The sequence below is a fragment of the Allobosea sp. genome, assembly GCF_017308075.1.
In the GTDB taxonomy this organism is placed as follows: Bacteria; Pseudomonadota; Alphaproteobacteria; order Rhizobiales; family Beijerinckiaceae; genus Allobosea.
On record NZ_JAFKFX010000027.1, the window covers coordinates 1 to 25,787 of the forward strand.

19 protein-coding genes and 1 pseudogene are annotated in these 25,787 nt (G+C 67.4%); 9 read left to right on the top strand and 11 right to left on the bottom strand.

Annotation, left to right across the window (positions count from 1 at the left end; genetic code table 11):
- Positions 1-149 (bottom strand): annotated as a pseudogene (locus J0J10_RS08155) (IS3 family transposase); the annotation flags it as partial.
- 335 nt (positions 150-484) lie between these two features.
- On the opposite strand from J0J10_RS08155, the gene J0J10_RS08160 reads away from it, so the two are divergent.
- The 8 genes from J0J10_RS08160 (at position 485) to J0J10_RS08195 (ending at position 10,399) form a co-directional block, all read left to right on the top strand.
- Positions 485-1,456: an ABC transporter substrate-binding protein gene (locus J0J10_RS08160; protein WP_291646034.1), complete on the top strand. Its 972-nt coding sequence runs from the start codon at positions 485-487 to the stop codon at positions 1,454-1,456.
- Positions 1,457-1,460: 4 nt separating this feature from the next.
- Positions 1,461-3,125 (top strand): ABC transporter permease, encoded by a 1,665-nt coding sequence (locus J0J10_RS08165; RefSeq protein WP_291646035.1) that lies wholly within the window; start codon positions 1,461-1,463, stop codon positions 3,123-3,125.
- 72 nt (positions 3,126-3,197) lie between these two features.
- Entirely contained in the window at positions 3,198-4,295 is a 1,098-nt protein-coding gene (locus J0J10_RS08170; RefSeq protein ID WP_291642638.1) for an ABC transporter ATP-binding protein, read from the top strand.
- A gap of 24 nt (positions 4,296-4,319) precedes the next feature.
- Entirely contained in the window at positions 4,320-5,552 is a 1,233-nt protein-coding gene (locus J0J10_RS08175; protein WP_291642640.1) for a phosphopentomutase, read from the top strand.
- Between the two features lie 157 nt (positions 5,553-5,709).
- Positions 5,710-7,035: an NAD(P)H-dependent oxidoreductase gene (locus J0J10_RS08180; RefSeq protein WP_291646036.1), complete on the top strand. Its 1,326-nt coding sequence runs from the start codon at positions 5,710-5,712 to the stop codon at positions 7,033-7,035.
- A gap of 3 nt (positions 7,036-7,038) precedes the next feature.
- On the top strand, positions 7,039-8,070 hold the full coding sequence (locus J0J10_RS08185; protein ID WP_291646037.1) for a thiamine pyrophosphate-dependent dehydrogenase E1 component subunit alpha: 1,032 nt from the start codon (positions 7,039-7,041) through the stop codon (positions 8,068-8,070).
- The gene (locus tag J0J10_RS08190) at positions 8,070-9,068 is read left to right on the top strand and encodes an alpha-ketoacid dehydrogenase subunit beta (RefSeq protein ID WP_291642647.1); all 999 of its coding nucleotides are present in this window, start codon (positions 8,070-8,072) and stop codon (positions 9,066-9,068) included. The genes J0J10_RS08185 and J0J10_RS08190 overlap by 1 nt, the downstream gene beginning before the upstream one ends.
- Before the next feature lie 2 nt (positions 9,069-9,070).
- Complete coding sequence (locus J0J10_RS08195) at positions 9,071-10,399, top strand: pyruvate dehydrogenase complex dihydrolipoamide acetyltransferase (protein ID WP_291646038.1); 1,329 nt, start codon at positions 9,071-9,073, stop codon at positions 10,397-10,399.
- Between the two features lie 75 nt (positions 10,400-10,474).
- Here J0J10_RS08195 and J0J10_RS08200 read toward each other — a convergent pair whose 3' ends face one another.
- The gene (locus tag J0J10_RS08200; protein WP_291646039.1) at positions 10,475-11,455 is read right to left on the bottom strand and encodes a sugar-binding transcriptional regulator; all 981 of its coding nucleotides are present in this window, start codon (positions 11,453-11,455) and stop codon (positions 10,475-10,477) included.
- Between the two features lie 403 nt (positions 11,456-11,858).
- Between J0J10_RS08200 and J0J10_RS08205 the strand changes: the two genes are divergently transcribed.
- On the top strand, positions 11,859-12,803 hold the full coding sequence (locus tag J0J10_RS08205) for a carbohydrate kinase family protein (RefSeq protein ID WP_291646040.1): 945 nt from the start codon (positions 11,859-11,861) through the stop codon (positions 12,801-12,803).
- An 85-nt stretch (positions 12,804-12,888) separates the two neighbouring features.
- Here J0J10_RS08205 and J0J10_RS08210 read toward each other — a convergent pair whose 3' ends face one another.
- From J0J10_RS08210 to J0J10_RS08250, 9 genes are all read right to left on the bottom strand, one after another.
- Positions 12,889-14,415 (bottom strand): MBL fold metallo-hydrolase, encoded by a 1,527-nt coding sequence (locus J0J10_RS08210; protein WP_291646041.1) that lies wholly within the window; start codon positions 14,413-14,415, stop codon positions 12,889-12,891.
- Positions 14,408-18,049 carry a S8 family serine peptidase gene (locus J0J10_RS08215; protein ID WP_291646042.1) on the bottom strand — a complete coding sequence of 1,214 codons (3,642 nt, stop codon included), beginning with the start codon at positions 18,047-18,049 and terminating at the stop codon, positions 14,408-14,410. Before J0J10_RS08215 ends, J0J10_RS08210 begins: the two co-directional genes overlap by 8 nt.
- A gap of 398 nt (positions 18,050-18,447) precedes the next feature.
- A complete protein-coding gene (locus J0J10_RS08220; RefSeq protein WP_291646043.1) occupies positions 18,448-19,239 on the bottom strand; it encodes a putative hydro-lyase in 792 nt (263 codons plus the stop codon).
- Between the two features lie 23 nt (positions 19,240-19,262).
- A complete protein-coding gene (locus J0J10_RS08225; protein ID WP_291646044.1) occupies positions 19,263-20,618 on the bottom strand; it encodes an amidase in 1,356 nt (451 codons plus the stop codon).
- A gap of 4 nt (positions 20,619-20,622) precedes the next feature.
- Complete coding sequence (locus J0J10_RS08230) at positions 20,623-21,309, bottom strand: DUF2848 domain-containing protein (protein ID WP_291646045.1); 687 nt, start codon at positions 21,307-21,309, stop codon at positions 20,623-20,625.
- A gap of 40 nt (positions 21,310-21,349) precedes the next feature.
- Positions 21,350-22,633, bottom strand: coding sequence for a TRAP transporter large permease (locus tag J0J10_RS08235; RefSeq protein WP_291646046.1), 1,284 nt, complete (start codon positions 22,631-22,633; stop codon positions 21,350-21,352).
- A complete protein-coding gene (locus J0J10_RS08240; protein WP_291639698.1) occupies positions 22,630-23,250 on the bottom strand; it encodes a TRAP transporter small permease subunit in 621 nt (206 codons plus the stop codon). The genes J0J10_RS08235 and J0J10_RS08240 overlap by 4 nt, the downstream gene beginning before the upstream one ends.
- Positions 23,251-23,316: 66 nt before the next feature.
- Positions 23,317-24,357 carry a TRAP transporter substrate-binding protein gene (locus tag J0J10_RS08245; protein ID WP_291646047.1) on the bottom strand — a complete coding sequence of 347 codons (1,041 nt, stop codon included), beginning with the start codon at positions 24,355-24,357 and terminating at the stop codon, positions 23,317-23,319.
- Between the two features lie 46 nt (positions 24,358-24,403).
- Entirely contained in the window at positions 24,404-25,567 is a 1,164-nt protein-coding gene (locus J0J10_RS08250; RefSeq protein WP_291646048.1) for a M24 family metallopeptidase, read from the bottom strand.
- Positions 25,568-25,787 lie beyond the last annotated feature (220 nt).

Here is a 25,787-nt window from a genome sequence, read left to right on the forward strand (position 1 = left end):
CCAGATTGAACGGTGCCTCGCGATGAAAGCGAACCTCATATCGCTTCCCTCGCGAAGTAGGCTGCGGCCTTTTTTAGGATGTCGCGCTCCGCCTTGAGCTTGGCTACCTCCCGCCGCAGCTTCTCGATCTCAAGCTGCTCCGGCTTCATAGGGGGCTGATCGGCTGGCGCGATCGCGGTGAGATCGGTGCGGCAGCGCATTCGGAAGAGGCTCGACCGCCGTCCAAGGCCGCGCGAAGCCTTGCATGGCACAGCCCGCCGCCGTGGCCAGCCGGGCGCCGTCGGCCCCGCGCCTTCCGATGCCCCCGAGGCAGGCTCCAGAACGCGTGATCACGGCCGAACCGAGACGCGCCGCACCGCCACACATTGCTTGACAAGGCGAGGTTTGAACAAATATGCATTTAAAAATAAAAATGTTCACGGGAGGAGTCACGATGAAATTGAATCGCCGACAGTTTGCGGGCGGCCTGCTGGGCGCGTCGCTCATGCCTTCCTTGCCCGCACAGGCGCAGGCCAAGAAGCTGACGGCCTATATGGGCCCGCCGGAGCCGACTTGCGCCGCGCTGGTGAAGGATTTCGAGCAGAAGTCCGGGGTCGCGACGACGTTCCTGCGCCTCTCCGCCGGCGAGGCGGTGAACCGGATCCGGGCCGAGCGCGCCCGCCCCCAGGCCAGCGTGCTCTACGGCATCGGCCTGCCCTCGATGATGACGCTGAAGAGCGAAGGGCTGCTGCAGCCCTACAAGCCCAAGGGCGTCGAGGACATCCCGGCCAAATATGTCGATCCCGAGGGCTACTGGACCGGCATCGACGTCGATTTCATCGGCATCGCCTCGAACAAGACCTTCCTCAAGGAGAAGGGGCTGAAGGCGCCGACGAGCTGGGAGGACCTGACCAAGCCGGAATTCGCCGGCCAGATCTGCATCGGCAGCCCCGCCACCTCCGGAACCGGCTATGTCTTCCTCGCCACCATCCTGCAGGTGATGGGCGAGGAGAAGGGCTGGGACTGGCTCAAGCGCTTCAACGCCAATGTCTCGCAATACACCCGCTCCGGCATCGGTCCGACGCAGCTCGTCGGGCGCGGCGAAGTCGGCGTCGGCATCCTCTTCGCCCATGACATCCTCGGCAGCATGCACAAGGGCTTCCCGCTCGAAATGACGCTGCCTTCCGAGGGCACGGGCTACGACCTGTTTTGCGCGGTGATGCTCAAGGACGCACCGGAGCCGGAAGCCGCCAAGGCCTTCCTCGACTGGGCGGTGACTCCGGCCTCGCAGGAGACCCTCGCCGCATCGGACTATTTCGACGTGCCGACCAACAAGAACGCCAAGGTCCACGACCTCGTGAAGCCGTTCGCGAACGCGAAGCTGATCGATTTCGACTTCGCCTGGGCCGGTGCTTCCGCCACGCGCCAGAAGATCATCACGCGCTTCCAGAACGAAATTCTGGCCGGAAGAAAGTGAGTCTATGAGCTCCGTTGCGCCCGTGGGCCTGACGGAGGGCAAGCAGGGCCGGGACTGGACCATCTATCTGGTCTATCCCGGCGTTGCCGCCTTCGTCCTGATCTTCACCGCCTATCCGATGCTCGACCTGCTCGCCCGCGCGTTCTCGGTCGATGGTCGGTTCTCGCTCGAGGCGCTGGCCGGCACGGTCGCCGCCCCCTACAACCGCGCCGTCTTCTGGAACACATTGCTGCTCGGCGCCACCGTCGCGGTGCTCGGCACCATCCTGGCGACGCTCTATGCCTATGCGATCGCCCGCGTCGCCATCCCCGGCAAGCGGTTCTGGCACTTCTTCGCCCTGCTGCCGACGATCTCGCCGCCGATCCTGATGGCGCTCGGCCTGATCATGCTTTATGGCCGCCGCGGCCTGATCACGCATGAGCTGCTCGGCCTGCAGAGCACCGGTCTCTACGGCTTCACCGGCCTCGTGGTCGCGCAGCTGATCTCCTATTTCCCCTTCGCCTATCTCCTGATGCTGAACCTGTTCCGCGGGCTCGACGCCTCGCTGGAGGAGGCGGCCTCGACCATGGGCGCCAATGGCTGGAACGTGCTGCGCACGATCAGCCTGCCGCTGCTCGTGCCGGGCCTCGCCGGCTCGATGCTGCTGATGTTCAGCTATTCCTTCGCCGATCTCGGCAATCCGCTGCTGCTCGGCGGCGACTTCCCGGTGCTCTCTTCGCAGATCTACCAGACGATCATCGGCATGTACGACATCCCGAAGGGCGCGGCCCTGGCGGTGCTGCTGCTGATCCCGGCGCTCTTGATGTTCTTCGCCCACAAGGCGCTGAGCGCCCGCATGTCCTTCGCCTCGGTCGGCGCCAAGGGTTCGAGCCGGCATCGCGAGGTGCGCCATCGCGGCGTGCAGATCGCGGCGCTGATCTTCGTCGGCGCGATCACCCTGGTGATCTGCCTGCAATATGCGACGATCCTGGCCGGTGCCTCGACGCAGCTCTTCGGCATCAATTACGGCTTCACCACCAAGCATTTCGTCGCGGCCCTGACCAAGTCGCGCGGCGCGCTGCTCGATACGTTGATCCTCGGCGTCGTCGCCTCCTTCCTCTCGGTGATGCTCGGCGTGCTGATCGCCTGGGTCGTGGCCCGCACGAGGGTGCGCGGCGGCTCGCTGCTCGATTTCACCGCCAACCTGCCGCTCGCCATTCCCGGCACGGTGATCGGCCTCGCCTTCGGCCTGGCCTTCAACAGCCCGCCGCTGCTGCTGACCGGCACGGCTGCGATCATCGTCGCCGCCTTCGTCGTCCGCTCGCTGCCCTACGGCATCCGCTCGGGCGTCGCGGCACTCAACCAGATCAACCGGACGCTCGACGAAGCCTCGACCACCATGGGGGCGACCTCCGGGCAGACGCTCTGGCGCGTGCTGCTGCCGATCATCCAGCCCGCCCTGCTCGCCGGCATGATCTTCTCGTTCACGCGCAGCGTCACGACACTCAGCGCCGTCATCTTCGTGGTCTCGCCGCACTGGTCCCTCGTCACCCCGACCATCCTTTCGCAGATGGACCGCGGCGATGTCGGCGAGGCGGCGGCCCTCAGCGTCATCGTGGTGGTGATGGTTCTGGCCGTCATCCATGGCGTGCCGCGGCTGCTCGGCGGCGACTGGCGCGAGACCCGCTAGAGCATGTTCGAGCGAAGTGGACACCGGTTCGCGTCAAGACAACGCGATAAAGCAAACAAGTAGAGCATCGACATGCAGAAGACATCCGCGAAGGCTCTCGCCATCCGCAATCTCGACAAGTCCTATTCGCTCGGCGGCGGACGCCGCCTGCCGGTGGTGACCGATTTCAATCTCGACCTCGCACCCGGCGAATTCGTCACCCTGCTCGGCCCCTCCGGCTGCGGCAAGACGACGGTGCTGCGCACCCTCGCCGGCCTCGAGGATTTCGAGACCGGCGAGATCCTGCTCGACCAGCGCTCGATCGCCCGGCTGCCGGCGCATCATCGCCGCATCGGCCTGGTCTTCCAGAACTACGCGCTCTTCCCGCACATGACCGTCTTCGAGAACGTCGCCTATTCGCTGCGGCTGCGGCGGGTGGCGCAGGAGACGGTGCGCAGCGAGGTCGCGACCGCGCTCGCGGCGGTCGGACTCGAGGATTACGGCCCGCGCCTGCCGGGCCAGCTCTCCGGCGGCCAGCAGCAGCGCGTCGCGGTCGCCCGCGCGCTGGTGATGCATCCGGACCTGCTGCTCTTCGACGAGCCGCTCTCCAATCTCGACGCCAAGCTCAGGGTCCAGGTCCGCTCGGAGCTGCGGCGCCTGCAGCGGCGCCTCGGCACCACCGCGCTCTTCGTCACCCATGATCAGGACGAGGCGATGAGCCTCTCCGACCGGATCGCTGTGATGAAGAGCGGGCGCATCGAGCAGATCGGCCCGCCGGAGGAGATCTATGCCCGCCCGGCGACGCTGTTCGTGGCGCAGTTCGTCGGCCGGGTGAACGCCCTGCCGGCGACGATCACCAGCGCCGCGAACGGGCAGGCACAGATCGAGACGCTCGGCATGGCGGCGCGCGTACCCCTGCCCGCGCCCGACCTTCCGAAGGAGGTGCTGGCGCTGGTGCGGCCGGAGGCGGTGACGCTCCAGCAGCCGGGACAGGGCCTCGCCGGCAAGGTCGAGGAGGTCGAGTATCTCGGCGACCAGACCGAGTACCGCGTGCGCGTCGGCGATACGCTGGTCACCGCGACGCGCTCCGCCCTCGGCGAGCCCTGGAAGATCCGCGAGGGCGACGCGGTCGGCATCGGCTTCAAGCAAGACACCATCCACCTGCTCGCGCGCAGCGCCGAAGCCGCCTGAACGAAAGCCGGAAAGACAACCGCCATGACGAACAGCCAGGCGCCCTTCGACAGGGTCATCATCCTCGTCCTCGACGCGCTCGGCCTCGGCGCGCTGCCGGACGTGCATCTCGTGCGTCCGAACGATGTCGGCTCGAACACGCTGAAGCATGTCGTGCAGGCGGCGGGCGGGCTCTCCCTCCCCAATCTCGAGCGCCTCGGCCTCGGCACGGTCGCGCCCGATTCCGGGCTGCGCATCGAGCCGAACCCGATCGCCGTCCATGGCGTCTGCAATCTCGGCTACAAGGGCGCAGACACCTATCTCGGCCATCAGGTGATCATGGGCTCGCGCGTGCCGGATGTGCCGGAGGAGCTGTTCGAGGTGGTGCGCGACGACGTCGCCGCTGCCCTGCGCCGGGCCGGACACCATGTCGAGCCGGCGGGCGAAGGCCTCGCCGCGCTGTTCGTCGACGGCAAGATGATCTGCGGCGACAATCTCGAAAGCGATCCGCTGCAGACCTATCACTGCGTCGGCTCGATCGACGACATGCCCTATGAGGAGATCGTCAAGGTCGGCGAGATCCTGCGCTCGGTCGCCCGGGTGCGTCGCATCGTGGCGATGGGCGGCTACGGCTTCGGGGCCGCCGATATCCGGCGCTGCACCGAGCGGCGGTCGACCGGCCAGTGCGGCGTCAACAATGTCGCGCTCGGGCTCTACACCAGCAATTACGTGGTGCGGCATCTGACACGCGGCACCAAGCCCGATGTCCAGGTGCCGACGATCCTGAAGAAAGCCGGCTACGAGGTCGAGCTGCTCGGCAAGGTCGCCGACGTCATCACCTGCGAGGGCGCCCATAAGGAGCCGCATGTCCTGACCCGGCCGGTGCTGGATGCGACCTATGCATCGATGGCGCGCGTCCATTCCGGGCTGATCGCAATCAACATCCAGGAGACCGATCTCGCCGGCCATGACGAGAGCGCCGAGCGCTATGCCGCCTGCCTGCGCCTCGCCGACGAGGGCATCGGCAAGATGATGGCGATGATGGGCTCAAGGGACCTGCTGATCGTCACCGGCGATCATGGCAACGACCCGACCATCGGCCATGACAAGCACACGCGCGAGTTCACGCCGCTGCTGGTCTGGACGCCGGGCATCAAGCCGAAGGGCATCTTCATGCGCGACAGCCTGTCCGACATCGCCGCGACGGTGGCCGAGATCTTCTCGGTCGAGCCGACGGAAATCGGGACGAGCTTCCTGGACGACATCGCCGTCGCCTGAGCGGCGGCTGGCGCTGGCAAGCGCGACGCCCGGCCCGACCGGACCGGCGGACAAGGCCGGCCTGCTAAACTCTGAACATATCGCCTTTAATTGTAACAAATGTGCATTGACCGTTTTGGCCGTTGACCGGCCGGACGCTCGCAACGGGAGAAACTGGATGGGCATCAACGTCGCACCGACCGGCTTGGCACGCGATCTCCTGGCCCGCGCCGATAGTGGCCGCCCGGTCCGCATCGGGCTCATCGGTTCTGGGGAGATGGGCACCGACATCGTCACCCGCGTCGCCCATATGTCGGGCGTGACGGTCGGCGCGATCTGCGACCTCAACTTGCCAGCGGCGCGCAAGGCCGTCGACATCGCCTATCAGGAGGAGGGTCATTATCGCGACGCCTCCGGCCAGTCCGAGCTCAATGCGGCGATGGAGGCCGGCAAGGTCGCTGTCACCGGCGATTCCAACCTGATCCTCAACAGCGGCCTGATCGACGTCGTGATCGACGCGACCGGTGTTCCCTCCGTCGGCGCCGAGATCGGCCTCGCCGCGATGGAGCACGGCAAGCATCTGGTGATGATGAATGTCGAGGCCGACGTCACCATCGGCGCCTATCTGAAGAGCGAGGCCGACCGGCTCGGCGTCACCTATTCGCTCGGCGCCGGCGACGAGCCCTCTTCCTGCATGGAGCTGATCGAGTTCGTCACGGCGATGGGGCACCCGATCGTCGCGGCCGGCAAGGGCAAGAACAACCCGCTCAATTTCGACGCCGTGCCCGACGACTATGCCGAGGAGGCCGCGCGTCGGAACATGAACGTGCGCATGCTCGTCGAGTTCGTCGACGGCTCGAAGACCATGGTCGAGATGGCGGCGATCGCCAACGCGACCGGCCTCGTTCCGGACAAGCCCGGCATGCACGGCCCCGCGGCGACGCTCGACCAGCTCTCCTCGACCCTGATCCCGCAGAAGGATGGCGGCGTGCTCTCGCGTGTCGGCGTCGTCGATTATTCGATCGGCAAAGGTGTGGCGCCCGGCGTCTTCGTCGTCGCCGACATGTCGCATCCCAGGATCTCGGAGCGCATGGAAGATCTGAAGATGGGCAAGGGCCCGTACTTCACCTTCCACCGGCCCTATCACCTGACCTCGCTGGAAGTGCCGCTGACCTGCGCCCGCGTCGTGCTCTATGGCAAGCCGGACATGGTGCCGCTCGCCCGGCCGGTTGCCGAGGTCTGCGCCGTCGCCAAGAAGGACCTGAAGCCCGGCGACCGGCTCGATGCCATCGGCGAGTATTGCTACCGCGCCTGGATCATGACGGCCGAAGAGGCACGCACCGCGCGCGCCATTCCCTGCGGCATGCTGCAGGGCGGCACGGTCACCGCGCCGATCCGCAAGGGCGAGATGCTGACCTATGCGAACGCCGCCGTCGCGCCCGGCTCGAAGCTCGCCATCCTGCGCGCCCGGCAGGACGCCCTCGTCCACGGCAAGGAAGCCTGATCCATGACCGCTCCGGCAACCACCTCCGCGACGGCAGACTCGACCAACCTGCCCTTCCTCTACCGGCATTATCCGCGCGAGGACCTGCTCGGCGCGCTCAGGCGCATGCACCTGATCCGCCGCTTCGAGGAAGCGGCCGAGGAAAGCTATATGCGCGGGCTGATCCACGGCACCATGCATCTCTCGATCGGCCAGGAAGCAAGCGCCGTCGGCATCTGCCTGCCGCTGGTACGCGAAGACCAGATCACCTCGACCCATCGCGGCCATGGCCATTGCATCGCCAAGGGCGCCGATGTCAGCCGGATGTTCGCCGAATTCTTCGGCAAGACCACCGGCTATTGCGGCGGTCGCGGCGGCTCGATGCATATCGCCGACGTCTCGACCGGCAATCTCGGCGCCAACGGCATCGTCGGCGGCGGCATCCCGATCGCAGTCGGAGCGGCGCTGACCGCCAAGCGGCTGCGGACCGGCAAGGTCGCGGTCTCGTTCTTCGGAGACGGTGCCAACAATGAGGGCGCCTTCCACGAGGCGCTGAACATGGCCTCGATCTGGAAGCTGCCGGTCGTCTTCGTCTGCGAGAACAATGGCTACGGCATGTCGACCTCGACAGAGCGCTCGACCGCGGTTCCGAACATCGCCGACCGTGCCGCCGCCTATGCGATGCCCGGCGTCATCGTCGACGGCAATGATCTCTCCGCCGTTGCGCAGGCTTCCCACGAAGCCGTTGAGCGGGCCCGCCGCGGCGAGGGGCCGAGCCTGATCGAGTGCAAGACCTACCGCCATCGTGGCCACTCGAAGAGCGACCGCAACCGCTATCGCACCAAGGACGAGATCGACGACTGGATGGCCAATCGCGACCCGATCGCACGCTTCGAGGCGCAGCTGACCGAGCTCGGCATCGCCGGCCCCGCCGAGATCGAGGCGGTGCGCCAGGCCGTGCGCGCCGAGATCGACGCGGGAATCGAATTCGCCAAGGCCAGCCCGGCACCCGCAACCGCCGACCTCGCCGACTACGTCTACACGGAACAGCAGTGATGAGCACCGAGGTCAGGGAACTCAGCTATTCGCAGGCGATCCAGGAAGCGATGGCCATCGCGCTGGAAGCCGATGAGCGCGTCGTCCTGATGGGCGAGGATATCGGCGTCTATGGCGGCGCCTTCCAGGTCACCGGCGACCTGATCGAGCGCTTCGGGCCCGAGCGCGTGATGGACACGCCGATCTCGGAGCTCGGCGGCGCCGGCGTCGCGGTCGGCGCAGCCGTCACCGGCCTGCGGCCGATCTTCGAATTCCAGTTCTCGGATTTCGCCACGCTCGCCATGGAGCAGATCGTCAACCAGGCGGCGAAGATGCGCTACATGCTCGGCGGCGCCGTTTCGGTGCCGGTCGTGATGCGCTTCCCGGCCGGCTCGGGGACCGGGGCTGCCGCGCAGCACAGCCAGAGCCTCGAAGCCTGGCTCGGCCATGTGCCGGGGCTCAAGGTCATCCAGCCGGCAACGCCGCACGACGCCAAGGGCATGCTGCTCGCGGCCGTCGCCGACCCCGACCCGGTGATGATCTTCGAACACAAGCTGCTCTACAAGATGAAGGGGCCGGTTCCGGAGGGGCACTACACCGTGCCGATCGGCAAGGCCGCGATCCGCCGCAGCGGCACGGACCTGACCATCGTCGCCACCTCGATCATGGTCCACAAGGCTCTGGAAGCGGCCGAGACCCTGGCCGCCGAGGGCATCGATGTCGAGGTCGTCGATCTGCGCAGCATCCGGCCGATGGACAATGCGACGATCATCGCCAGCGTCATCAAGACCCACCGGCTGCTCTGCGTCTATGAGGGCGTGAAGACCCTCGGCATCGGCGCCGAGATCAGCGCGATGATCGCCGAGAGCGAGGCCTTCGACCGGCTCGACGCGCCGATCGTGCGGCTCGGCGGCGCCGAGACGCCGATTCCCTACAACCCCGAGCTCGAGAAGGCCGCGGTGCCGCAGGTGCCGGGCATCGTCGCCGCGGCGCGCGACCTCGTGCGCGGAGTGCGCTGATCATGCCGGTCGAGGTCATCCTCCCCAAGGTCGACATGGACATGGCGACCGGGCGCATCTCGAAATGGTTCTTCGCGGAGGGTGCGAAGGTCGAGAAGGGCGACGTGCTCTTCGAGATCGAGACCGACAAGGCGGCGATGGAGATCGACGCGCCGGCGAGCGGCGTGCTGCGCGACATCACCGGCAAGGAAGGCGTCGACATCGCGGTCGGCGCCGCCGTCGCCTGGATCTATCGGGAGGGCGAGGCCCATGGCACGGCGGGGGCACCGGCCTTGGCCGAGATCGCCCAGCCGGCTCAGGCAGCACCGACGGAGGCGGAGCCTGCGGACGCCTTGCCGGGCGCGCCGCCGGCGTCGGCGGCGACCGTCCCGGCCTGTTGCGGCGATGTGCGCGCGACCCCGCTCGCGCGCCGTATCGCGCGCGAAGCCGGTCTCGACCTGGCCTCGATCGCGGGCTCCGGCCCGCATGGCCGCATCCTCGAAAGGGACGTCACGGCAGCGAAGCTCGCCAGTGCACTTGTCCCCCAGACAAGTGTCCCAACGCCGGCCGCGCCCGCTGCGGCGAAGCCCGCTTCCGCGCCGCTCGCCGCCGGCCCCTCGGATGAGCAGGTCAAGAAACTGTTCGCGCCGGGCTCCTACGAGGAGATCCGGCATGACGGGATGCGCAAGACGATTGCGCGCCGCCTGACCGAGGCCAAGCAGACCATCCCGCATTTCTACGTGACGCTGGATTGCGAGCTCGACGCGCTCCTGGAGCTGCGGGCCGAGCTCAATGCGGCGGCGCCGGAGAAGGACGGCAAGCCGGCCTACAAGCTCTCGGTCAACGACATGGTGATCAAGGCGCTCGCCCTGGCGCTGCGGGCCGTGCCGGACGCCAATGTCTCCTGGACCGATGGCGCGATGCTGAAGCACAAGCATGCCGATGTCGGCGTCGCGGTCTCGATCCCCGGCGGGCTGATTACCCCGATCGTGCGCGACGCCTGCCACAAGACGCTGAGCCAGATCTCCAACGAGATGAAGGATTTCGCGGCCCGCGCCAAGGCGCGCAAGCTGAAGCCCGAAGAATACCAGGGCGGTACCACCGCGGTCTCCAATCTCGGCATGTTCGGGATCAAGGATTTCGCCGCGGTGATCAACCCGCCGCATGCGACGATCCTGGCGGTCGGCGCCGGCGAGCAGCGCGCCGTGGTCAAGGGCGGCCAGCTCGCGGTCGCGACGGTGATGTCGGTGACGCTCTCGACCGACCACCGCGCTGTCGACGGCGCGCTCGGCGCCGAGCTGCTCCAGGCCTTCAAGGGCTATATCGAGAAGCCGATGGCGATGCTGGTGTGAACTCGGAGGGCTCGCGGCTCCTGGCGAGCCGCCGATGCCCGGAGCGATCGGCCCCGGTGAAGCGAGAAGCGCCCGCTACAGGGGCTCGAGATCGAGCAGCGCTCCTGCTGCTGAAGTGTCGGTGATCAGGACCGACGCTTCGGTCGCCGCGATGCCGGCCCGGATCGCCTGCGCCTTGCGCTCCCCTCCGGAGGAGATCACGACGGTGCCGACGCCGTGCAGGTCAGCCGGGCTGACGGCCATGACGCGCCGGTTGACCGGGTGATCGACGAGCCGCCCCTCGGCGTCGACGAAATGACAGAGTACGTCGCCGACGGCCCCGGCCGCCGCCAGGCTCTTCAGCTCGGCCTTGTCGAGGATGCCGCGCCGGAAGATCGAGGCTTCCTCGCCGAGGCTGCCGACGCTGATCAGCGCGATATCGCTGCGCTGCGCCCTTTCGCGCAGTTCCTGGAACCCGGCGATCGCCCAGAGCTCTCTGGCAAGCTCGGAGCTCGGCACGAAAACCGGCGCAGCGATTTGATAGAGCTTGGTCTTGTAGAAATCGGCGAGCCGCCAGGACACTGCGGACGGGTTGTCGGCGGTGGCGTTGGTCAGTCCGCCGAGCAGCGACACGACCGTCATCTCCTCGATCTCGCGCCAGGCGAGCGCCTGCATGCAGATTTTCAGCGTCGCGCCCCAGCCGACAGCGACCGTGGCACCGGCGAAGAGCTGCTGCGAGATGTATTGCCCGGTCGCATGACCGACGACGGCGGCGATGCTGGCCTCGCTCTGGGCGCTGGCCGGGACCACCACAACCTGGGTCAGTTTGAGATGGCGTTCGAGCTGACGCTGCAGCGCGAAGATCGATTCGGCCTGCGAATTGATCGAGATATTGACCGTGCCGTCCTCGCGCGCCGCGGCGAGCAGGCGCAGGGCCTTGATCCGGCTCGTGCCGATCTGCTCGGCGACCTGCTCCTGCGTGTGCCCTTCGACGAAATAGAGCCAGGCGGCCTTGAGCTTGAGCTCGTTCTGGTCGGCCTGGAACTTGGTGAGCTTGGGACGCGCGTTCCTGGCCATGGTTTCTCCATTCATGCCGAGCTCGGCTCCTGCCGATTTCGGCGGTTGTCAGTCGGCCCCGTTCCGCTCCGCGATGCGGCCAAACGGACCTGTCTCATTCTTCCCCCGCAGTGCCGGAGATGGCGCCGCGGTATCAGATCCGACACGTCTCCGGCCTCGCGCCGCAGGCCGGAACGACCTGCTGGAGCAGCACAATTCCGCCTCGTATACATTTGAACATATGATCTTCATATGACATAAAAGTCCGCAACAATCCGCCCGATACGTCGGGGCGGCGGGCAGGAACGGCCATGCGGATTTCGACCTCCAATGACGGCATCGCCGCTGCTCGCCTTGCCGAGGGCGCCTATGCGGCCCAGCCTCGCAGTGACGCCCCCTCGATCGCGGCAGCGGATGGCGGCCGATGAAGTACGATTACGCCTCGATCGGCTTCTACACTTTCGATTGTCTCGGCTGGCCATTCGATGCGGTCCCCGATGGCGGCGGCACCTTCTTCCTCGACGAGCTGACGCTTGCCGTGTCGGGTGCTGCCGGCACCGCGGCGATCGCGGCCGCGAAGATGGGATTGTCCTGCCTCGCGGTCGGCGGCGTCGGCGATGATCTGATGGGGCATTGGGTGCTGGAGCGCTTGGGCGCGTTCGGCGTCGATATCTCCGGCATGCAGCAGATCGCCGGTGCCAGGACTTCGTCCTCGATCGTCACGACGCGCAGGGACGGCTCGCGCCCCGCTCTGCATATGAAGGGGGCGACGGGCGACTTCTACGTCGCGGATGCAGCGTTCGGGACGGTCTGCGAGGCGCGCATCGTCCATCTCGGCGGCGTCGGCCTGATGGACAAAATGGATCCGGCCCAGAATGCCCGGCTGCTGCAGCGCGCCAAGCAGGCCGGCGCGGTGACCACGGTCGATGTCTTCGCCGGCTCGCCCGAGGATCTGCCGGCGGTCGCACGCGTCCTGCCCCATACCGACTATTTCATGCCCTCGGTCGAGGAGGCCATGGCGCTGACCGGCCGTCGGGACCTGTCCGACATGGCCAGCCAGTTCTTCGACTATGGCACGCGATGCTGCATCTTCACGCTGGGGGCAGAAGGCGCTTCCTATCACCATGCCGATGGGACGAGCTTCCGCGTTCCGGCCTTCGACATTGCGGTCAAATGCACCTGCGGCTGCGGCGATGCGTTCAATGCCGGCATGGCGGTGGCGCTCTGCCGCGAGATGGAGCCGGAGGTCGCGGTGCGCTTCGCCCAGGCAACCTCGGCCCTCAACGCGACCGGGCTCGGCTCGCAGGCGGGCGTCCGTTCCTTCGACCATACCTGGGAGTTCATGAGCACGACGCCTTCGCGCCGATAGCGCGCCTTACGCCCGTTCGCAGCCGGTCGAACGGAGCGACTGCGCGAGCCCGAAGGGCAATTTCGTCGGTTCGCCGCCGCCCCGGTCAGGCGATGTCGAATTCGACCCATAGGCCAGGCTTGCAGCGTGCTGCCCGCAGGGAGCCGCTGCCGGCCAATGCCGCGGGGATCGCGCCACTCGCCAGCCAGGGTTCGTCCGCACGCACCACGCGACCGCCCGCGCGGCGCTTGAGCGCGTCGATGATCTCGGCGAACGGCATTTCCGTCCAGCCGATATCCTTGGCGTCGGCCTCGTTCACCGGGATGAAGGCCGAGAAGTCGGGATCGTTCATCAACTCCAGCCCCTTGGCCTTCAAGGTCGCGTTGTGGCTGCCATGGTGCCCGACCTTCAGATAGACGGTGCGCTTCAGCAGGTCCGGCCCAGTGACGGCCCCGTCCTGCCATTCCAGACCCTGCCAGGAAAGCCAGTTGCCGACCTGGGCGTCGCCGACGAACAGCGCGACCCGGCGATCGCCGAACTCGAATGCCAGCACCAGACTGGTATTGTTCACGCCGCGATCCAGCTGCAATGCCAGATCGGCCGAGACGCCGAGCCAGTCGCCGTCGATCCGCCGCCAGGACTGGTCGGCGGCGGGCGCCTGCTTCCCCCGGCCCTGCGCCGCCGGCCCGGCATAATGGGCGTGGAGCAGATCGACCAGCGCAGCGGCTCGGCGATCCGGCAGCTCGGCGGGTTTCGGCGGCTTGGCGCCTCCCGCCAGCGGTAGGATCTCGGCGAGCGGCCAGCCGATTTCAGGATCGAAGGGCGAGCCATCGTCCTCGGCAACGCCGTCGCCGCCGGCCGAGCAGCCCAGCAGGGCCTGCGCCATGCCGATACCGCCGGCCAGACCGTAGAGCTCGCTGGCGCGCTCCTCCACCCGGATCAGGGCAGGCTCGCGCGGCGGCCCCAGAACATAGACCTTGATACCGGCGACGCCCGGAAGGGCCAGCGGCCCTTCCCCCGGCTGCCGATAGCTGACCTTGCCCTTCGCCAGGTCGCGCGCGGCGTTGCGGGCCCTGCGGACATTGTCGCCCGCCGCGCCGAAATAGAAGCCCATGACCTGGGCGAGGCATTTGCCGAGTGCGTCGAGATGGGCGCTGGGCCGGCTCAGCCCCGCCAATCTTGCGCCCGCGACCTGCAGGGCCGCCATCGCCCGGCCCTTATATCGGTCGAGCTCGCGCGCCATCGGATCGTTCGGATCCTCCGTCCAGGCGAACCAGACATCCTCGACATGGATGCCCTTGAAAGCCTCGGCCGCGCTGACGAACCCCGACACATGATCCATGTGCTCATGGGTCACCACCAGGAGATCGATGCGCCTGGTCGTCCGAGCGATATCGGCGACCACCTCGCGCATTGTGTCGGCGCCGCCCTTGACGAGGAAATGGACGCCGCAATCGATCAGCACGAAATAGCGTCCGCCATCCTCCCGCGGGAAGCTCAGAAGATGGCAATCGCCAATGCCCTGGCAATAATGCCTGACGGTAAAGCCGTGCGCCGCCGAAGCGGCAGCGGCCCCGGAAGCCGAGCCATGGCCCGGCTCGCTTGCTGCGGCCTTTCGCTGCGCCCTAGCCATGGTCGTGCTCCCCGCGTTCGGCGTGCATCATGGCGAAGGGCTCGCGGTCCAAGCCGCCGAAATAGAGCGACCGCAGCGATGCCGGCCCGCCCCCGGTTTCCATGCGCATCTGCTCTTCGAGGCGGCGCTGACTGTCGGCGTTCTTGACCACGGCATAGCGAATGACCGGCTTGCCGCCATTGGCATCGAGGATCAGCGTCGCGCCGCTGCGGAACCAGAAGAAGCCGTTCGCCACGTCCTTACCATCGAAGGGCACGGGGCGACGTTGATGCACGACGGCGACGATGGTGCGCTGCAAAGTGCCATCCGGTCCGATCCGCTGCGCCGGGCGAACGCTGAAGACCTCGAACGTGGTCGCGCTCTTGGCCGGGCTCGCGATCCTGCCATGCGCGTCGAAGCGCGGAAGCTTCGGCTCGAGCCCGAGATCACGACAGGCCTCCGGATCGGCGGCGAAGGCCTGATCCAGCATACGCCAGAGCGTCCAGCGATTATCCTCGTTGGCGAGGACGAGCTCGTGATGGCTCGCGCGCCGCTCCAGGTCGAAATCGATCCCGGCGAACGCCTTCGCCACCCAGGGCGGATCGTTGATCTCGGGCGTGTTCCAGGTCAGGCTCTCCGTGGACACGGTCCGCACGCTGCGCATCGGGATGCCACGCGCGCGGAAGGCCTCCATGAAGGCGACACGGTATCCGAAGGGATCGTCAGGAACGAGGTCGACATCCGCGGTGATAATCGCGCGCAGATATTCCTCGAAGGTGATGTCGACGGCCGGGCAGTAGTCGAGCGCGCGAATGCACATGCGCAGGACCTGATCGGCCGCCTTGCAGGTCTCGTCGCCGAGCCGATCGACCAGATCCGGATGCAATGCGCCGGAGGGCAGGATTCCCGAGCCGCCCGTAGCGAGCCGGATGAGATCGGCGGTGCGGCGCTGCACGATCGCGAGGAAGGCGTCGTAGACCGCCAGAACCAGGATCTCGCCGCGGTCGTGCGGCTCCGTCGTCGTGGCGTAGCGCCGTGACCTGGTCTCCTCGCCGAGATAGTTCCGCAAGGCGCCGCCGATGCCGCGCCCCTCGCCGAACTGGGCGGCGAGACCGGCCAGCATGGTCGCCGCATTCAGACGACCGCGCGCCCTTCCGATCTCGAAACGCACGAGCTCGGGAATGGTGAAATGCTGAAAGATCGCGACGATGTCGGCAAAGCCCTCATGGAAGGCCGCGACGTCGGGATTGGAATTCTCCTGGAAGCGGCGATGCAGTCCGTCGAGCAAGGCATGCGACATCTCATGCGAAATGATGTCGCTGGACAGGCAGCTGAAGATCATGCTGCCGGGCGCGGTGGCATCGCCCTGTTTCGACGCGGCCGGGAAATAGCCGAAGAGCAGCGCCACCTTGTCCGGGCTGTAATAGGCGTTCGCCGCACGCAGCGCATGGGGATAGATGCGCAGCCGGCGCACCGGCAATTCGCCGACATAGCTGCCATCGGCCTTGCGCCGGCGCAGAGGCGCCCAGAGCGCCCGGCGCCCGAGCGCCTTCTCGAAGGCGCCGATGGTCTTCATGGCAACCGCATAGACCATCTGCTGGTGGAACTTCGGATTGCCCTCGGAAGGGGCCACGCCGTTCTGCGCGAGCAGCCAAGGATGGTTGAGATCGATCGGATCATAGGCCTTGCCGGAAGCCGGATCGATATCGACGACCTCGAGATACTCCCCGACCGGGCCGGGCCGGAGCGGACCGGGCGCATCTGCGCCGGCCTCGGGATGATCGTCCCAGGGCAGCGTGAGCACGGTCTCGTTGACTGGCAGCGTGTCGAGCCGCTTGGCCATGCTGGGGTCGAGCGCGAAGACGCGAAGCCGGCGCGGCGGCGCGCCCGGTTCGACGATCTTGCGGCGAATGCGGTGGACGCGTGCCGGCGCGGCAGCGGGAGCCGCAGCCGCCTGCCGTCCGAGATGCTGCTCCAGCTCGGCCCGCAGGGCCTTGGAGGGATTGCCGGCGTCGAGCGCCGCTTCGAGATAGCGGTTCCGTTCGGCCGGACCGATCGCGTCCACGGGGCGTTCCGGCGAGGGCAGCGCCTGCTCGACCGCCGCGACACGCTGGGCCATCTGCGTCAGCTCCAGAGCAAACATGGCCCGGCGCCTCTGATCCGCCCCGGCCGCGAGTTCGACGCCGCCCTGACCGAAGAGCAGGCTGAGCCAGGGCCAGCTCGGATCGGAGGGCGGCAGCTTGGTCAGATCGCCGGCGCGCGCCGGCGCGATCGCGAGCGCCGCTTCGGCATTCAGTACGCCCTGGCCGATCTTTTCGAAGGTCTCGGCCACATCCATGCGCGCAGTGCTCTTGGCGGCCGCTTCGAACAGCGCCTTGCGCGTGGCCTCGATCCGCATCCAGGCCTTCGGATAGGCTTTGACGACCGCCCAATGATACGCCAGCCAGAGGGCCGCTGCCGCCGCGACCTGCGGCGTCGCCGCCGAAGTGCCGGCGCCGTTCATGTCGACGATCCCGCCGCAATGGATCTGGGCCCAGGGGACGTTCGGCGTGTAGGCGCCGATCGCGGTGTCCATCTTCTCGCGCGGCCCGAAATTGCCCTGCATGGTGAAGGGAGAGAGCCCTGTATAGGCGCGCCCGTCCCCCATCACGCCGCAGGCGGCGATGACGCGCTTGTAGCGTGCGGGATAGACGATGGTTTTCGGGCTCGGCGCCCCGGAAATATTGTTGCCGCCGGCAGTGACGAGCAGCAGACCCTCGTCATAGGCGAGATTCACCGCATCGGTCAGCGCCTGGGAGGTCACCCCGCCCATGCTCATCGACAGCACATGCGCGCCGTTGCGGCGGGCATGCTCGATGCCCTGCACGATCGTGCCCGTGGTGAAGCGTACGACCCAGTCGGCAATCCGGATCGGGATGATCTCCGCGAGCGGGGCGCCACCGAGAAAATCCTCAAAACCCGGGAAACCCGGCGGCTTGTTGATCCGATTGCCGGCCAGGAGCGAAAGCGTGCCGGTCCCGTGGCCGGGATTGGCGAAGGGCGACCCACCGGGCGGAATCCGGTCGACCGCGTCCTTGGGGTCCTCGCCGGCGACGAAATTCGCCTGCAAGGCCGTCAGCAGATGGCGGGGCAAGGTGACGTGATCGGGATCGTAGCCCGTGTCGAGATGGGCGATGCGGATCTTCTGCTGCGCCGTCCCGACCTTGTCGCGGGCCCGGCTGAGCCGGCTGAAATCATCGTCGAGGTTCCAGGCGACGCGGCGCGGGACAACGGCTTTGCCGCCGCCGCCGTCCTGGTCGTCGAATGCGCAGAGATTGGCCGCTGCGCCGCGCAGGGCTCCGGCTCGCGCCGCGTCGCCGGGACTCTCGGCAAGCCATTTCTGCTCGATTTCGGGCTCGACGGCCTCGATCTGCGCCGAGTCCGAGGCGCCGAACCCTGCGGCATTGCCCAATATGGCATGCGCATCGTCCCAGGCGTTTTCCGCCGAAATGCCTGCGCCGATCTTGAACCAGGTCGATTGGCCGCTCGCGGCGACGCCTCGCCCCGTGGCCGCCGCCGGCACCGTCAGGATCAGCTCGACCACAGGCCCGGCGGCGGCGGCCTGTTTCTGGAAAGCCTTTGCGTCGCCGCGCACCTTGACCAGCAAACCAGCCATGTCGCCCCCCGCGCACAGTGGATTGACCGATAGCAAGCCGATACAGCCGGGACGCGTGACGAGCCTGCCATGTCGAGGCAAGGCGTCCCCGAAGTCCGGGCCAAGTCACCGCAGATACAATTTTACGCTTGTTTCGCGCCTTTAATGCAACTCGAAATTGTACACCTTGTCAATCGGCAAAGCGCGTCCCGGCAGGTCGGGATGCAAGCAAGGCGATCGGCCCGCATCGCCGTATGAGGGTCGGGGACCGGGGCCCTGCCGATCGACACTTCGTACGGCAGCGCGGCCTACTGCCGCCGGCGGAACCTGGCCAATGCAAACGGCGCCCTGCTTCGCCAGGCGGCAGATTCTTGGGCGAGGTGCAAGGCGCCCCCGCCCTACTCCAGGTGTGCTCGGCCTCAGCCGATGGCGAGCGAGCCGTTCGGCACGTCGGTGACCAGCATATGGCCCGGCGCATGGGTGATGCAGAAATCCGGGCGGATGCTGGCGATCACCGCCTGGGGAGTGACGCCGCAAGCCCAGAAGACCGGGATCTCGCCCGGCCGGATCTCGACCGCGTCGCCGTAATCGGGCTTGGCGATGTCGGCGATGCCGATCTGGGCGGGATCGCCGAGATGGACCGGCGCACCGTGGACCGAGGGGAAGCGCGAGGTGATCTGGACCGCGCGGATCGCATCGGCCGGCTTCAGCGGCCGCATTGAGACGACCAGCGGCCCGGAGAAGCGCCCCGCCGGATTGGTCGGGATCGAGGTGCGGTACATCGGGACATTGCTGCCCTGCTCGATATGCCGGACCGACAGGCCCGCCGCCAGCATCGCCTCCTCGAAGGAGAAGGAGCAGCCGATCAGGAAGGAGACGAGATCATCGCGCCAGATGTCGCGGATATCGGTCGGCTCGTCGACGAGCTCGCCCTTCTTCCAGACGCGGTAGCGCGACAGGTCGCTGCGGATGTCGAGGTCGTGCCCGAGCACCGGCAGGAACGGGTCGCCGACTTCGGAGACGCCGACCAGCGGACAGGGCTTCGGGTTGCGCTGGCAGAACAGCAGGAAATCATAGGCGAGCTCGCGCGGCAGGATGGCGAGATTGGCCTGGACGCAGCCGGGGGCGAGGTTGGCCGTCGGGCCGGTGAAGGCGCCGGAACGCGCCGCCAGCCTAGCCTGCAAGGAAGCGGAAACAACGGATTGGGTCATCTGAAAAGTCCTTGGGAAAACGCTCAGGCGCGCGCCGCGGCGAGCGCCTGTTCGACGGCCTGTCCAATGGCGAGGACCCGCTGGTCCTGGCCGCCCGCGGCCGCGAGCATCAGCCCGACGGGCGCCTCGCCCCGGCGATGGCAGGGCAGCGAGAGGGCGCAGCCGTCGAGGAAGTTGATCAGGGTCGCATTGCGCAGCACGAGCAGGTTGGTCGTGGCGAAGTGGGCATCGTCGGCCTCGAGCTCGGCGAGCTTCGGCGCGATCACCGGCACGGTCGGCATGATCAGCGCGTCGAAGGGCGCGATCCGGGCCTCGACCGCGGTAATCCAGGCGGCGCGGGTCTCGAGCAGGTCGATATAATCGGCTGCCGAAAGCTCCTTGCCGCGCCGGATGCGAACGGAAACGCGCGGATCGTAGCGATCCCCTTCGCGTTCGATCAATTCGCGATGCCAGTGCCAGGCCTCGGCGGCGGTGAAGCCGCCTCGGGCGTTGATACCGGCGAGCGCGGCGAACTCGGGCACCGCGATCTCGCTGATCCGGACACCCGCCTGCGAAAGGCTGGCGAGTGCGGCCTTGAAGGCGGCCGCGACGGTCGCGTCCATGGCGTCGAGCGCCAGTGTCGTCGGCACGGCGAGACGCAGGCCCTCCAGGCTCGCCGGTGCGGGGACGTCCGCGCCACTGCCCGACAGGATCGCGTCGAGCGTGGCGCAGCAGGCCACGGTGGGCGCGATCGGCCCGACCGAGTCGAGGCTGGTGGAAAGCGGCACGGCGCCCTGGCGCGAAACCCGGCGCGCCGTCGGCTTGAAGCCGGTCAGGCCGCAAAAGGCGGCGGGGATGCGGACCGAGCCGCCGGTATCGGTGCCGAGCGCGGCGGCCGCCATGCCATCCGTCACCGAGACGGCGGCGCCTGACGAGGAGCCGCCAGGGATGCGGCCGGTCGAACGGTCGAACGGGTTGAGCGGCGTGCCGTAATGCGGGTTGAGACCGAGGCCGGGGAAGGCGAACTCGGTCATGTTGGTGCGGCCGATGAGGATCGCCCCGGCGGCGACGAGACGCTGCACCGCCGGCGCGTCCTGCTGCGCCGGCGCGGCGCCGTCGAGGGCGACGCTGCCGGCGCGCGTCGTCTCGCCCTTGATGTCGAACAGGTCCTTGACCGAGACCGGCAGCCCTTCGATGGGCGAGCGCGGATAGCCCGCCTGCCGCAGCACGTCCGAGGCGCGGGCGGCGGCGCGCGCCTGCTCCTCATGGAGCGCGGTGAAGACGCGCGCACCCTCCCCTTCCGGCGCCTTCGCGCGCGACAGGGCTCCCTCGACGAGGGCGAGGGAAGTCGTGCGGCCCTCGTCGAGGGCGGCACGCAGCTCGGCCAGGGACCCGATCATCGGCTCAGGCCACCTCAGGCAGGATTTCGGTGCGGTAGGCGTGCCGGATGGTGCGGCCCAGCACCGGGTCGAACAGTTCCATGCTGAAGCTCGGCGACGGGCGGATGCCGCCGATCGCGCCAACGGTACCGCAGATCATGCCGATGCCTTCAGGCAGCAGCCGGGCACCGCCGGTGAAGCCGGCGATCAGCTCCAGCGGCGGACGCAGTGCCGCGAGCGGACCTTCCTGATAGAGAACGCGTGCCCCACCTTCCTCGATGAAGGCGCGGATGATCATCTCGTCCCAATGCCCGGAGACATCAGCGAAGCGCCAGGCATTGCGGGCGATCGGCTTGGCGCAGATCTGCTTGGAAAGCGCGACGCCGATCGTCTCAAGCTTGCGGTCGGTATGGTCGGAGGCAAGGCTGACATACATCTCGCCGCCGGCGCTGAAGACGAAGGTCTCGACCTCGCCGGAGCTCTCGGTCGCGACGACCTGGATACGGTCGGCCTGCGTCATCAGGTTTTCGGCGACGCGGTAATAGAGCGGTACGGAGCTCGGTCGCGGCACGCCGATGGCGGCGAGTTCCTCGATATGATGCTCGATGGCGGCCTGGTCGCGTCCCGCCCAGCCGGCGACCACGAGCTCGGTCAGATTGACCGTCAGCGGCTGCGAGGCACCGCTGGATTCGATGGCGAAATTCAGTTCCATGATGACCTGTGGAATGGTTCTCGGGGGAAAATGTCCGCGCCTAGCCGAAGACGCGGGGCAGGAAGAGGGCGAGGTCGGGGAAGAGCGCCAGCAGCACGAGCAGCACCGCCATGGCGGCGACGAAGGGCAGGCTGCCGACGATGACCGCGCCCATCGAGCCGCTCTTGCGCAGGCTCTGCACGACGAACAGGTTCAGCCCGACCGGAGGCGTGATCAGCGCGGCCTCGACCAGCACGATGATCAGAATGCCGAGCCAGATCGGATCATAGCCGAGCGCGATCATGATCGGCGCGACGATCGGGATCGTCGTGATCATCATGGAGAGCGTCTCCATGAAGCAGCCGAGGATCAGGTAGAAGACCACGATCACGAGGAGCATCTGCACCGGCGAGAAGCCGAGGCCGGAGATCGAGCTGGTGATCGCATCGGTGATCCCGGTCGCCGACATCACGAAGTTGAGAAAGGCTGCCGCGACGATGATCAGCATGATCATCGCACTCGCCTTCATCGTGCCCTCGACCGCGTCGCGCAGCATGGTGAGCGTCAGGCGCCGCGACCAGGCCGCGAGGATGAGCGCTCCGAGCACGCCGAGCGCCGCAGCCTCGGTCGGCGTGGCGAGTCCGGCATAGATCGAGCCGACGACGAGGAAGAAGATGCCGAGCGGCGGCGCGAGATGGACGAGGCTGGCGAAGCGCTCGCCCCAGGTCGCGGTGATCCGGCGCCCGCCCCATTCCGGCTTCGCTACGCAGCCCATGACGACGGTCAGCATGAACAGCCCAGCCAGGAGCAGGCCCGGAATGATGCCCGCGAGATAGAGCTTGGGCACCGACGAATTGGTCAGCACGCCATAGATGACGAGGTTGATCGAAGGCGGGATCAGAATGCCGAGCGTGCCGCCCGCGGCCAGGCTGCCGAGGAAGAGCGGCTCATTGTAGCCGTAGCGCTTGATCTGCGGCAGCGCCACCGTGCCGACCGTCGCGGCGGTCGCGACGCTCGAACCGGAGGTGGCCGCGAACAGAGCGGAGGCGCCGATATTGGCGTGCATCAGCCCGCCCGGCAGCCAGGAGAGCCAGAGGCTCATGGCGCCGTACATGCGCTCGGCGAAACCGGCGCGCAACAGCACCTCGCCGAGGAGGATGAAGAGCGGGATCGCGACGAGCAGGAACTCGTTGTTGGTGCTCCAGGCAATCTCGCCGATACCGCGCGTCAGCGGCAGCATCGAGAAGGCGGGATCGAGGATCAGGCCGAGCAGACCAAGCGCCGCACCGACCGGAATGGAAAGGCCGATCAGGACGAGAAGCAGAATGAGGGTGGTCGAGATCATGCCGCGTCCCCCTTGACCATGCGCTCGCCGGCAGCCGCCTCTTCGTCGGCTTCCTCCTGGGCTGAACGCACACCGCCTATGGCCTTGACCGTGGCGATGTCGCCGGTGACGAGCGCGACCGAGGAGCGCAGCAGCATCAGGGCGAGCACCACGCACATCGCGACGAGGCCCAGGAACCAGAGCCCCTGCGGAATGGCGAGCGGGGTAGCCAGCGGGGTGTTCGCCCGCGAGCCCTGCGCCAGCGAGGCGCCGACCACGTCATAGGCGTAGAAGGTCAGCACGGCCATGAAGACGCCGAGCGCGACCAGCGAAAGCCAGTCGAGCACCGCGGAAAGCCGGACGGGCAGATACTGGTAGAGAACGTCGACCCGGACATTCGCACGCTGCAGCGTCGCGAAGGCGAAGGACCAGGAGGTCGCGATGGCGAAGGCGTAGCTCGAGAGCTCGTCCGCACCGCCCACGGTCCAGCCGAGGAATTTGCGGATCAGCACATCCACCGAGATCAGGAGAACGCTGGCGATGGTGAGCGCGCCGCCGAACCATACCGCAACGCGCGATATGGTCTCGGCATAGCCGCTCAGGCGCGCCAGTAGGCCAATTGTGGGGGATGGGGTCATGATCTTGCGTTCCACTGGACCTGATCGGATGGAGGCCGGCAGAACGCCGGCCTCCCCGGATCGGCGTTACTTCTTGGCGGCGGCCAGGCCGAGTTCCTTGCCGACGGTGGCATTGAAGCTCGTCACGCAGTCGGCCGAGCAGCGCGCGGCCCATTTGGGCAGGACCTGATCCGCAAGGACCTTCTTGAGCAGCGCCTTGTCGGCATCGCTCGGCGTGACCAGCACCATCTTGCCCTTGACCGGCAGGGTGCAGGCGGCGGCACCGGTGTTGCAGTCATAGCCGAGCTGGGTCTGCTTGGCCGCGGCATCCCAGATGTCGTTCACCAGCGTGTCGATATTGGTGGTGATGAAAGCCTGGACCTTGGGGTCGAGCTTTTCCCAGGCCTTCTGGTTCACGGCATGGATCTGCTGGTTCCAGTTGATCGGCAGGGCCAGCAGATGCGTGGCGACCTCGTACCACTTGGCCGAGTAGCCGGAGAGCGAGCCGGTGATGGCGCAATCCACGACCTTGTTCTGCAGGGCCGGGACGACCTCGCCGAAGGCCATGGTGACGCTGGAGCCGCCGAAGGCCTCGACGAACTCGGCCTGGGTACGGCTGGAAGTGCGGACCTTCTTGCCCTTGAGGTCGGCGAGACCCTTCATATCGGCGTTGCAGAACAGCACTTGCGCCGGATAGGGCGAGATGCCGAGCAGGCGGACCTTTGAGCCCTCGCCATAGAACTTGGCATAGGCGGGCTCGAAGGCCTTGGTGATGGCGCGGGCGGTCTTCACGTCGGGAGCGAGACCGGCGAGGTCGATCGCCTCGTTGATCGGGTTGTCGCTGGCGAAATAGGACAGCGTCGCGGTGCCGAATTCGACGACGCCCTGCGACATCAGGCGCAGGAGCTCAGGCCCCTTCAGGCCCATCTCGTTGAAGCCCTTGATCTCGGCCGTCACCTGGCCCTTGGACTTTTCGGGGATCGTCTTGGTCCAGAAGGGCTGCTCATAGTCCTGATAGGCGGTCAGGTTGCTGAGGCCGCCGACGATCTTGAGATTGGTCTTCGGCAGGTCCTGGGCGCTGGCGGCCGTGGCGGCGAGCAGAGCCGCGGCAATCATGACTGGTTTCATCGGTCGTTCCCCTTGCTTAGGTTGGTGGACGGGTGAAGCGAGAAATTCACGGCCAGACCGCGCAAGCGCGCGGAAAACGCAGCAGGCATTCGGGCCCTTCGGGCGTGACGAGAACCATCTCGCCGAGCGCCGCGCCGCCCAGGCCGGGCAGGAAGATGTTCGGATGGAGTTCGAACAGCATGCCGCCGGCGAGCTCGATCCCATGATCCGTCGCCGGAGGAGCTCCGCGGTCGAAATGCTGGCGGAAGGCCTCGGTCAGGAGCGGTTCCTCATAGGAGAAGCCGAGACCGTGGCCGCCGCGGAAGCGGACCATGTCCGGATGGGCCGCCAGCAGAGCGCCGTCGCGCAGGCGCGCTTCCATGGCGGCCTCGACACCGGCCAGCGGCAGGCCGGGGCGCAGCGCCGCCATCCCGGCGACGAGCATCGCCTCGACCTGCGCCGCGAGAGCGGCGTGCTCCGGCTTCTGCGGGCCGATGCTGCCCATCCTGATGCCGTGCCCCCAATGTCCGTCGAGGGTCAACGCGACCCCGAGCAGAACCTGGTCGCCGGGCTCGGGAATGCGCTCGGTCTCCTCGCGCCAGTAGCGACAATAATCCGCTTCCGGCGCGATGGTGAGCCAGGTGCGGCAGTATTCGGCGCCATTGCGGCGCGCCTGTGTCTCGAGGTCGAGCTGGATCTGCCAAGCCGGACGGCGATTGGAAAGCTCCTTGCCGAGCGCCGCGAAGAGCTCGTCGCAGAGCGCGGCGGCGGCCCGGTGCCGGCGCAGTTGCACCTCGTCCTTGACCAGCCGCAGGCGCGAAAGCTCCAGATCGAGCGAAGGATCGCGCCCGGGACGCACGCCGACCATCGCGTCATGGATACGCAGCGGCATTTCGGCGAAGCCGATCGTGCCCATGCCCTCGCCCGGCGGCAGCAGCGTCGCCAGCACGGCCCCCCAGCCATCGGGGCGGACATCGTGGATGACGAGATCCCGCCGAAGCTGACGGGCGAGCGGCAGCATGAACGGGCTGCCGACGAGAAGATGCGTCCGGTCCGGGGCTATAACGAGAAGTGATGGGCTCTCGCGGCTATCCCAGCCGCTGAGGAAGCGCAGCGCGCCATGCGAGGCCGTTCCCGCCCCGAGAGCGCTGCCATGGCCGAAAACCACGACCGCCCCGAGGGCGCGCTGCCGCGCCAGGGCAAATAACGCGTCGCGTCGGGCGGCAAACAACTCAGCGCCTGTCGTTGGGGAAGGAACGATCATTGGATGAGTGTCAAACCGGCATCGCAGGCAGGGCCCGCGCATAATGCGTCGCCGGCCGGAATCTGGCCTTTCGATGGATCATGACGACTTCCCCTCTGCCGCGGCTTTACAGCCGTCTTGCCGCATCATTGCAGGACATCGGGGCGGTTTCTGTCCAATTGTATGTTTGGAAGGGGGGTATAAAGCA

Coding starts and splice junctions, on each gene's coding strand:
- J0J10_RS08190 (WP_291642647.1), top strand. CDS start 8,070: ATGAGCACCGAGGTCAGGGAACTCAGCTATTCGCAGGCGATCCAGGAA.
- J0J10_RS08245 (WP_291646047.1), bottom strand. CDS start 24,357: ATGAAACCAGTCATGATTGCCGCGGCTCTGCTCGCCGCCACGGCCGCC.
- J0J10_RS08165 (WP_291646035.1), top strand. CDS start 1,461: ATGAGCTCCGTTGCGCCCGTGGGCCTGACGGAGGGCAAGCAGGGCCGG.
- J0J10_RS08175 (WP_291642640.1), top strand. CDS start 4,320: ATGACGAACAGCCAGGCGCCCTTCGACAGGGTCATCATCCTCGTCCTC.
- J0J10_RS08235 (WP_291646046.1), bottom strand. CDS start 22,633: ATGATCTCGACCACCCTCATTCTGCTTCTCGTCCTGATCGGCCTTTCC.
- J0J10_RS08240 (WP_291639698.1), bottom strand. CDS start 23,250: ATGACCCCATCCCCCACAATTGGCCTACTGGCGCGCCTGAGCGGCTAT.
- J0J10_RS08225 (WP_291646044.1), bottom strand. CDS start 20,618: ATGATCGGGTCCCTGGCCGAGCTGCGTGCCGCCCTCGACGAGGGCCGC.
- J0J10_RS08160 (WP_291646034.1), top strand. CDS start 485: ATGCCTTCCTTGCCCGCACAGGCGCAGGCCAAGAAGCTGACGGCCTAT.
- J0J10_RS08180 (WP_291646036.1), top strand. CDS start 5,710: ATGGGCATCAACGTCGCACCGACCGGCTTGGCACGCGATCTCCTGGCC.
- J0J10_RS08185 (WP_291646037.1), top strand. CDS start 7,039: ATGACCGCTCCGGCAACCACCTCCGCGACGGCAGACTCGACCAACCTG.
- J0J10_RS08220 (WP_291646043.1), bottom strand. CDS start 19,239: ATGACCCAATCCGTTGTTTCCGCTTCCTTGCAGGCTAGGCTGGCGGCG.
- J0J10_RS08215 (WP_291646042.1), bottom strand. CDS start 18,049: ATGGCTGGTTTGCTGGTCAAGGTGCGCGGCGACGCAAAGGCTTTCCAG.
- J0J10_RS08205 (WP_291646040.1), top strand. CDS start 11,859: ATGAAGTACGATTACGCCTCGATCGGCTTCTACACTTTCGATTGTCTC.
- J0J10_RS08230 (WP_291646045.1), bottom strand. CDS start 21,309: ATGGAACTGAATTTCGCCATCGAATCCAGCGGTGCCTCGCAGCCGCTG.
- J0J10_RS08195 (WP_291646038.1), top strand. CDS start 9,071: ATGCCGGTCGAGGTCATCCTCCCCAAGGTCGACATGGACATGGCGACC.
- J0J10_RS08200 (WP_291646039.1), bottom strand. CDS start 11,455: ATGGCCAGGAACGCGCGTCCCAAGCTCACCAAGTTCCAGGCCGACCAG.
- J0J10_RS08170 (WP_291642638.1), top strand. CDS start 3,198: ATGCAGAAGACATCCGCGAAGGCTCTCGCCATCCGCAATCTCGACAAG.
- J0J10_RS08210 (WP_291646041.1), bottom strand. CDS start 14,415: ATGGCTAGGGCGCAGCGAAAGGCCGCAGCAAGCGAGCCGGGCCATGGC.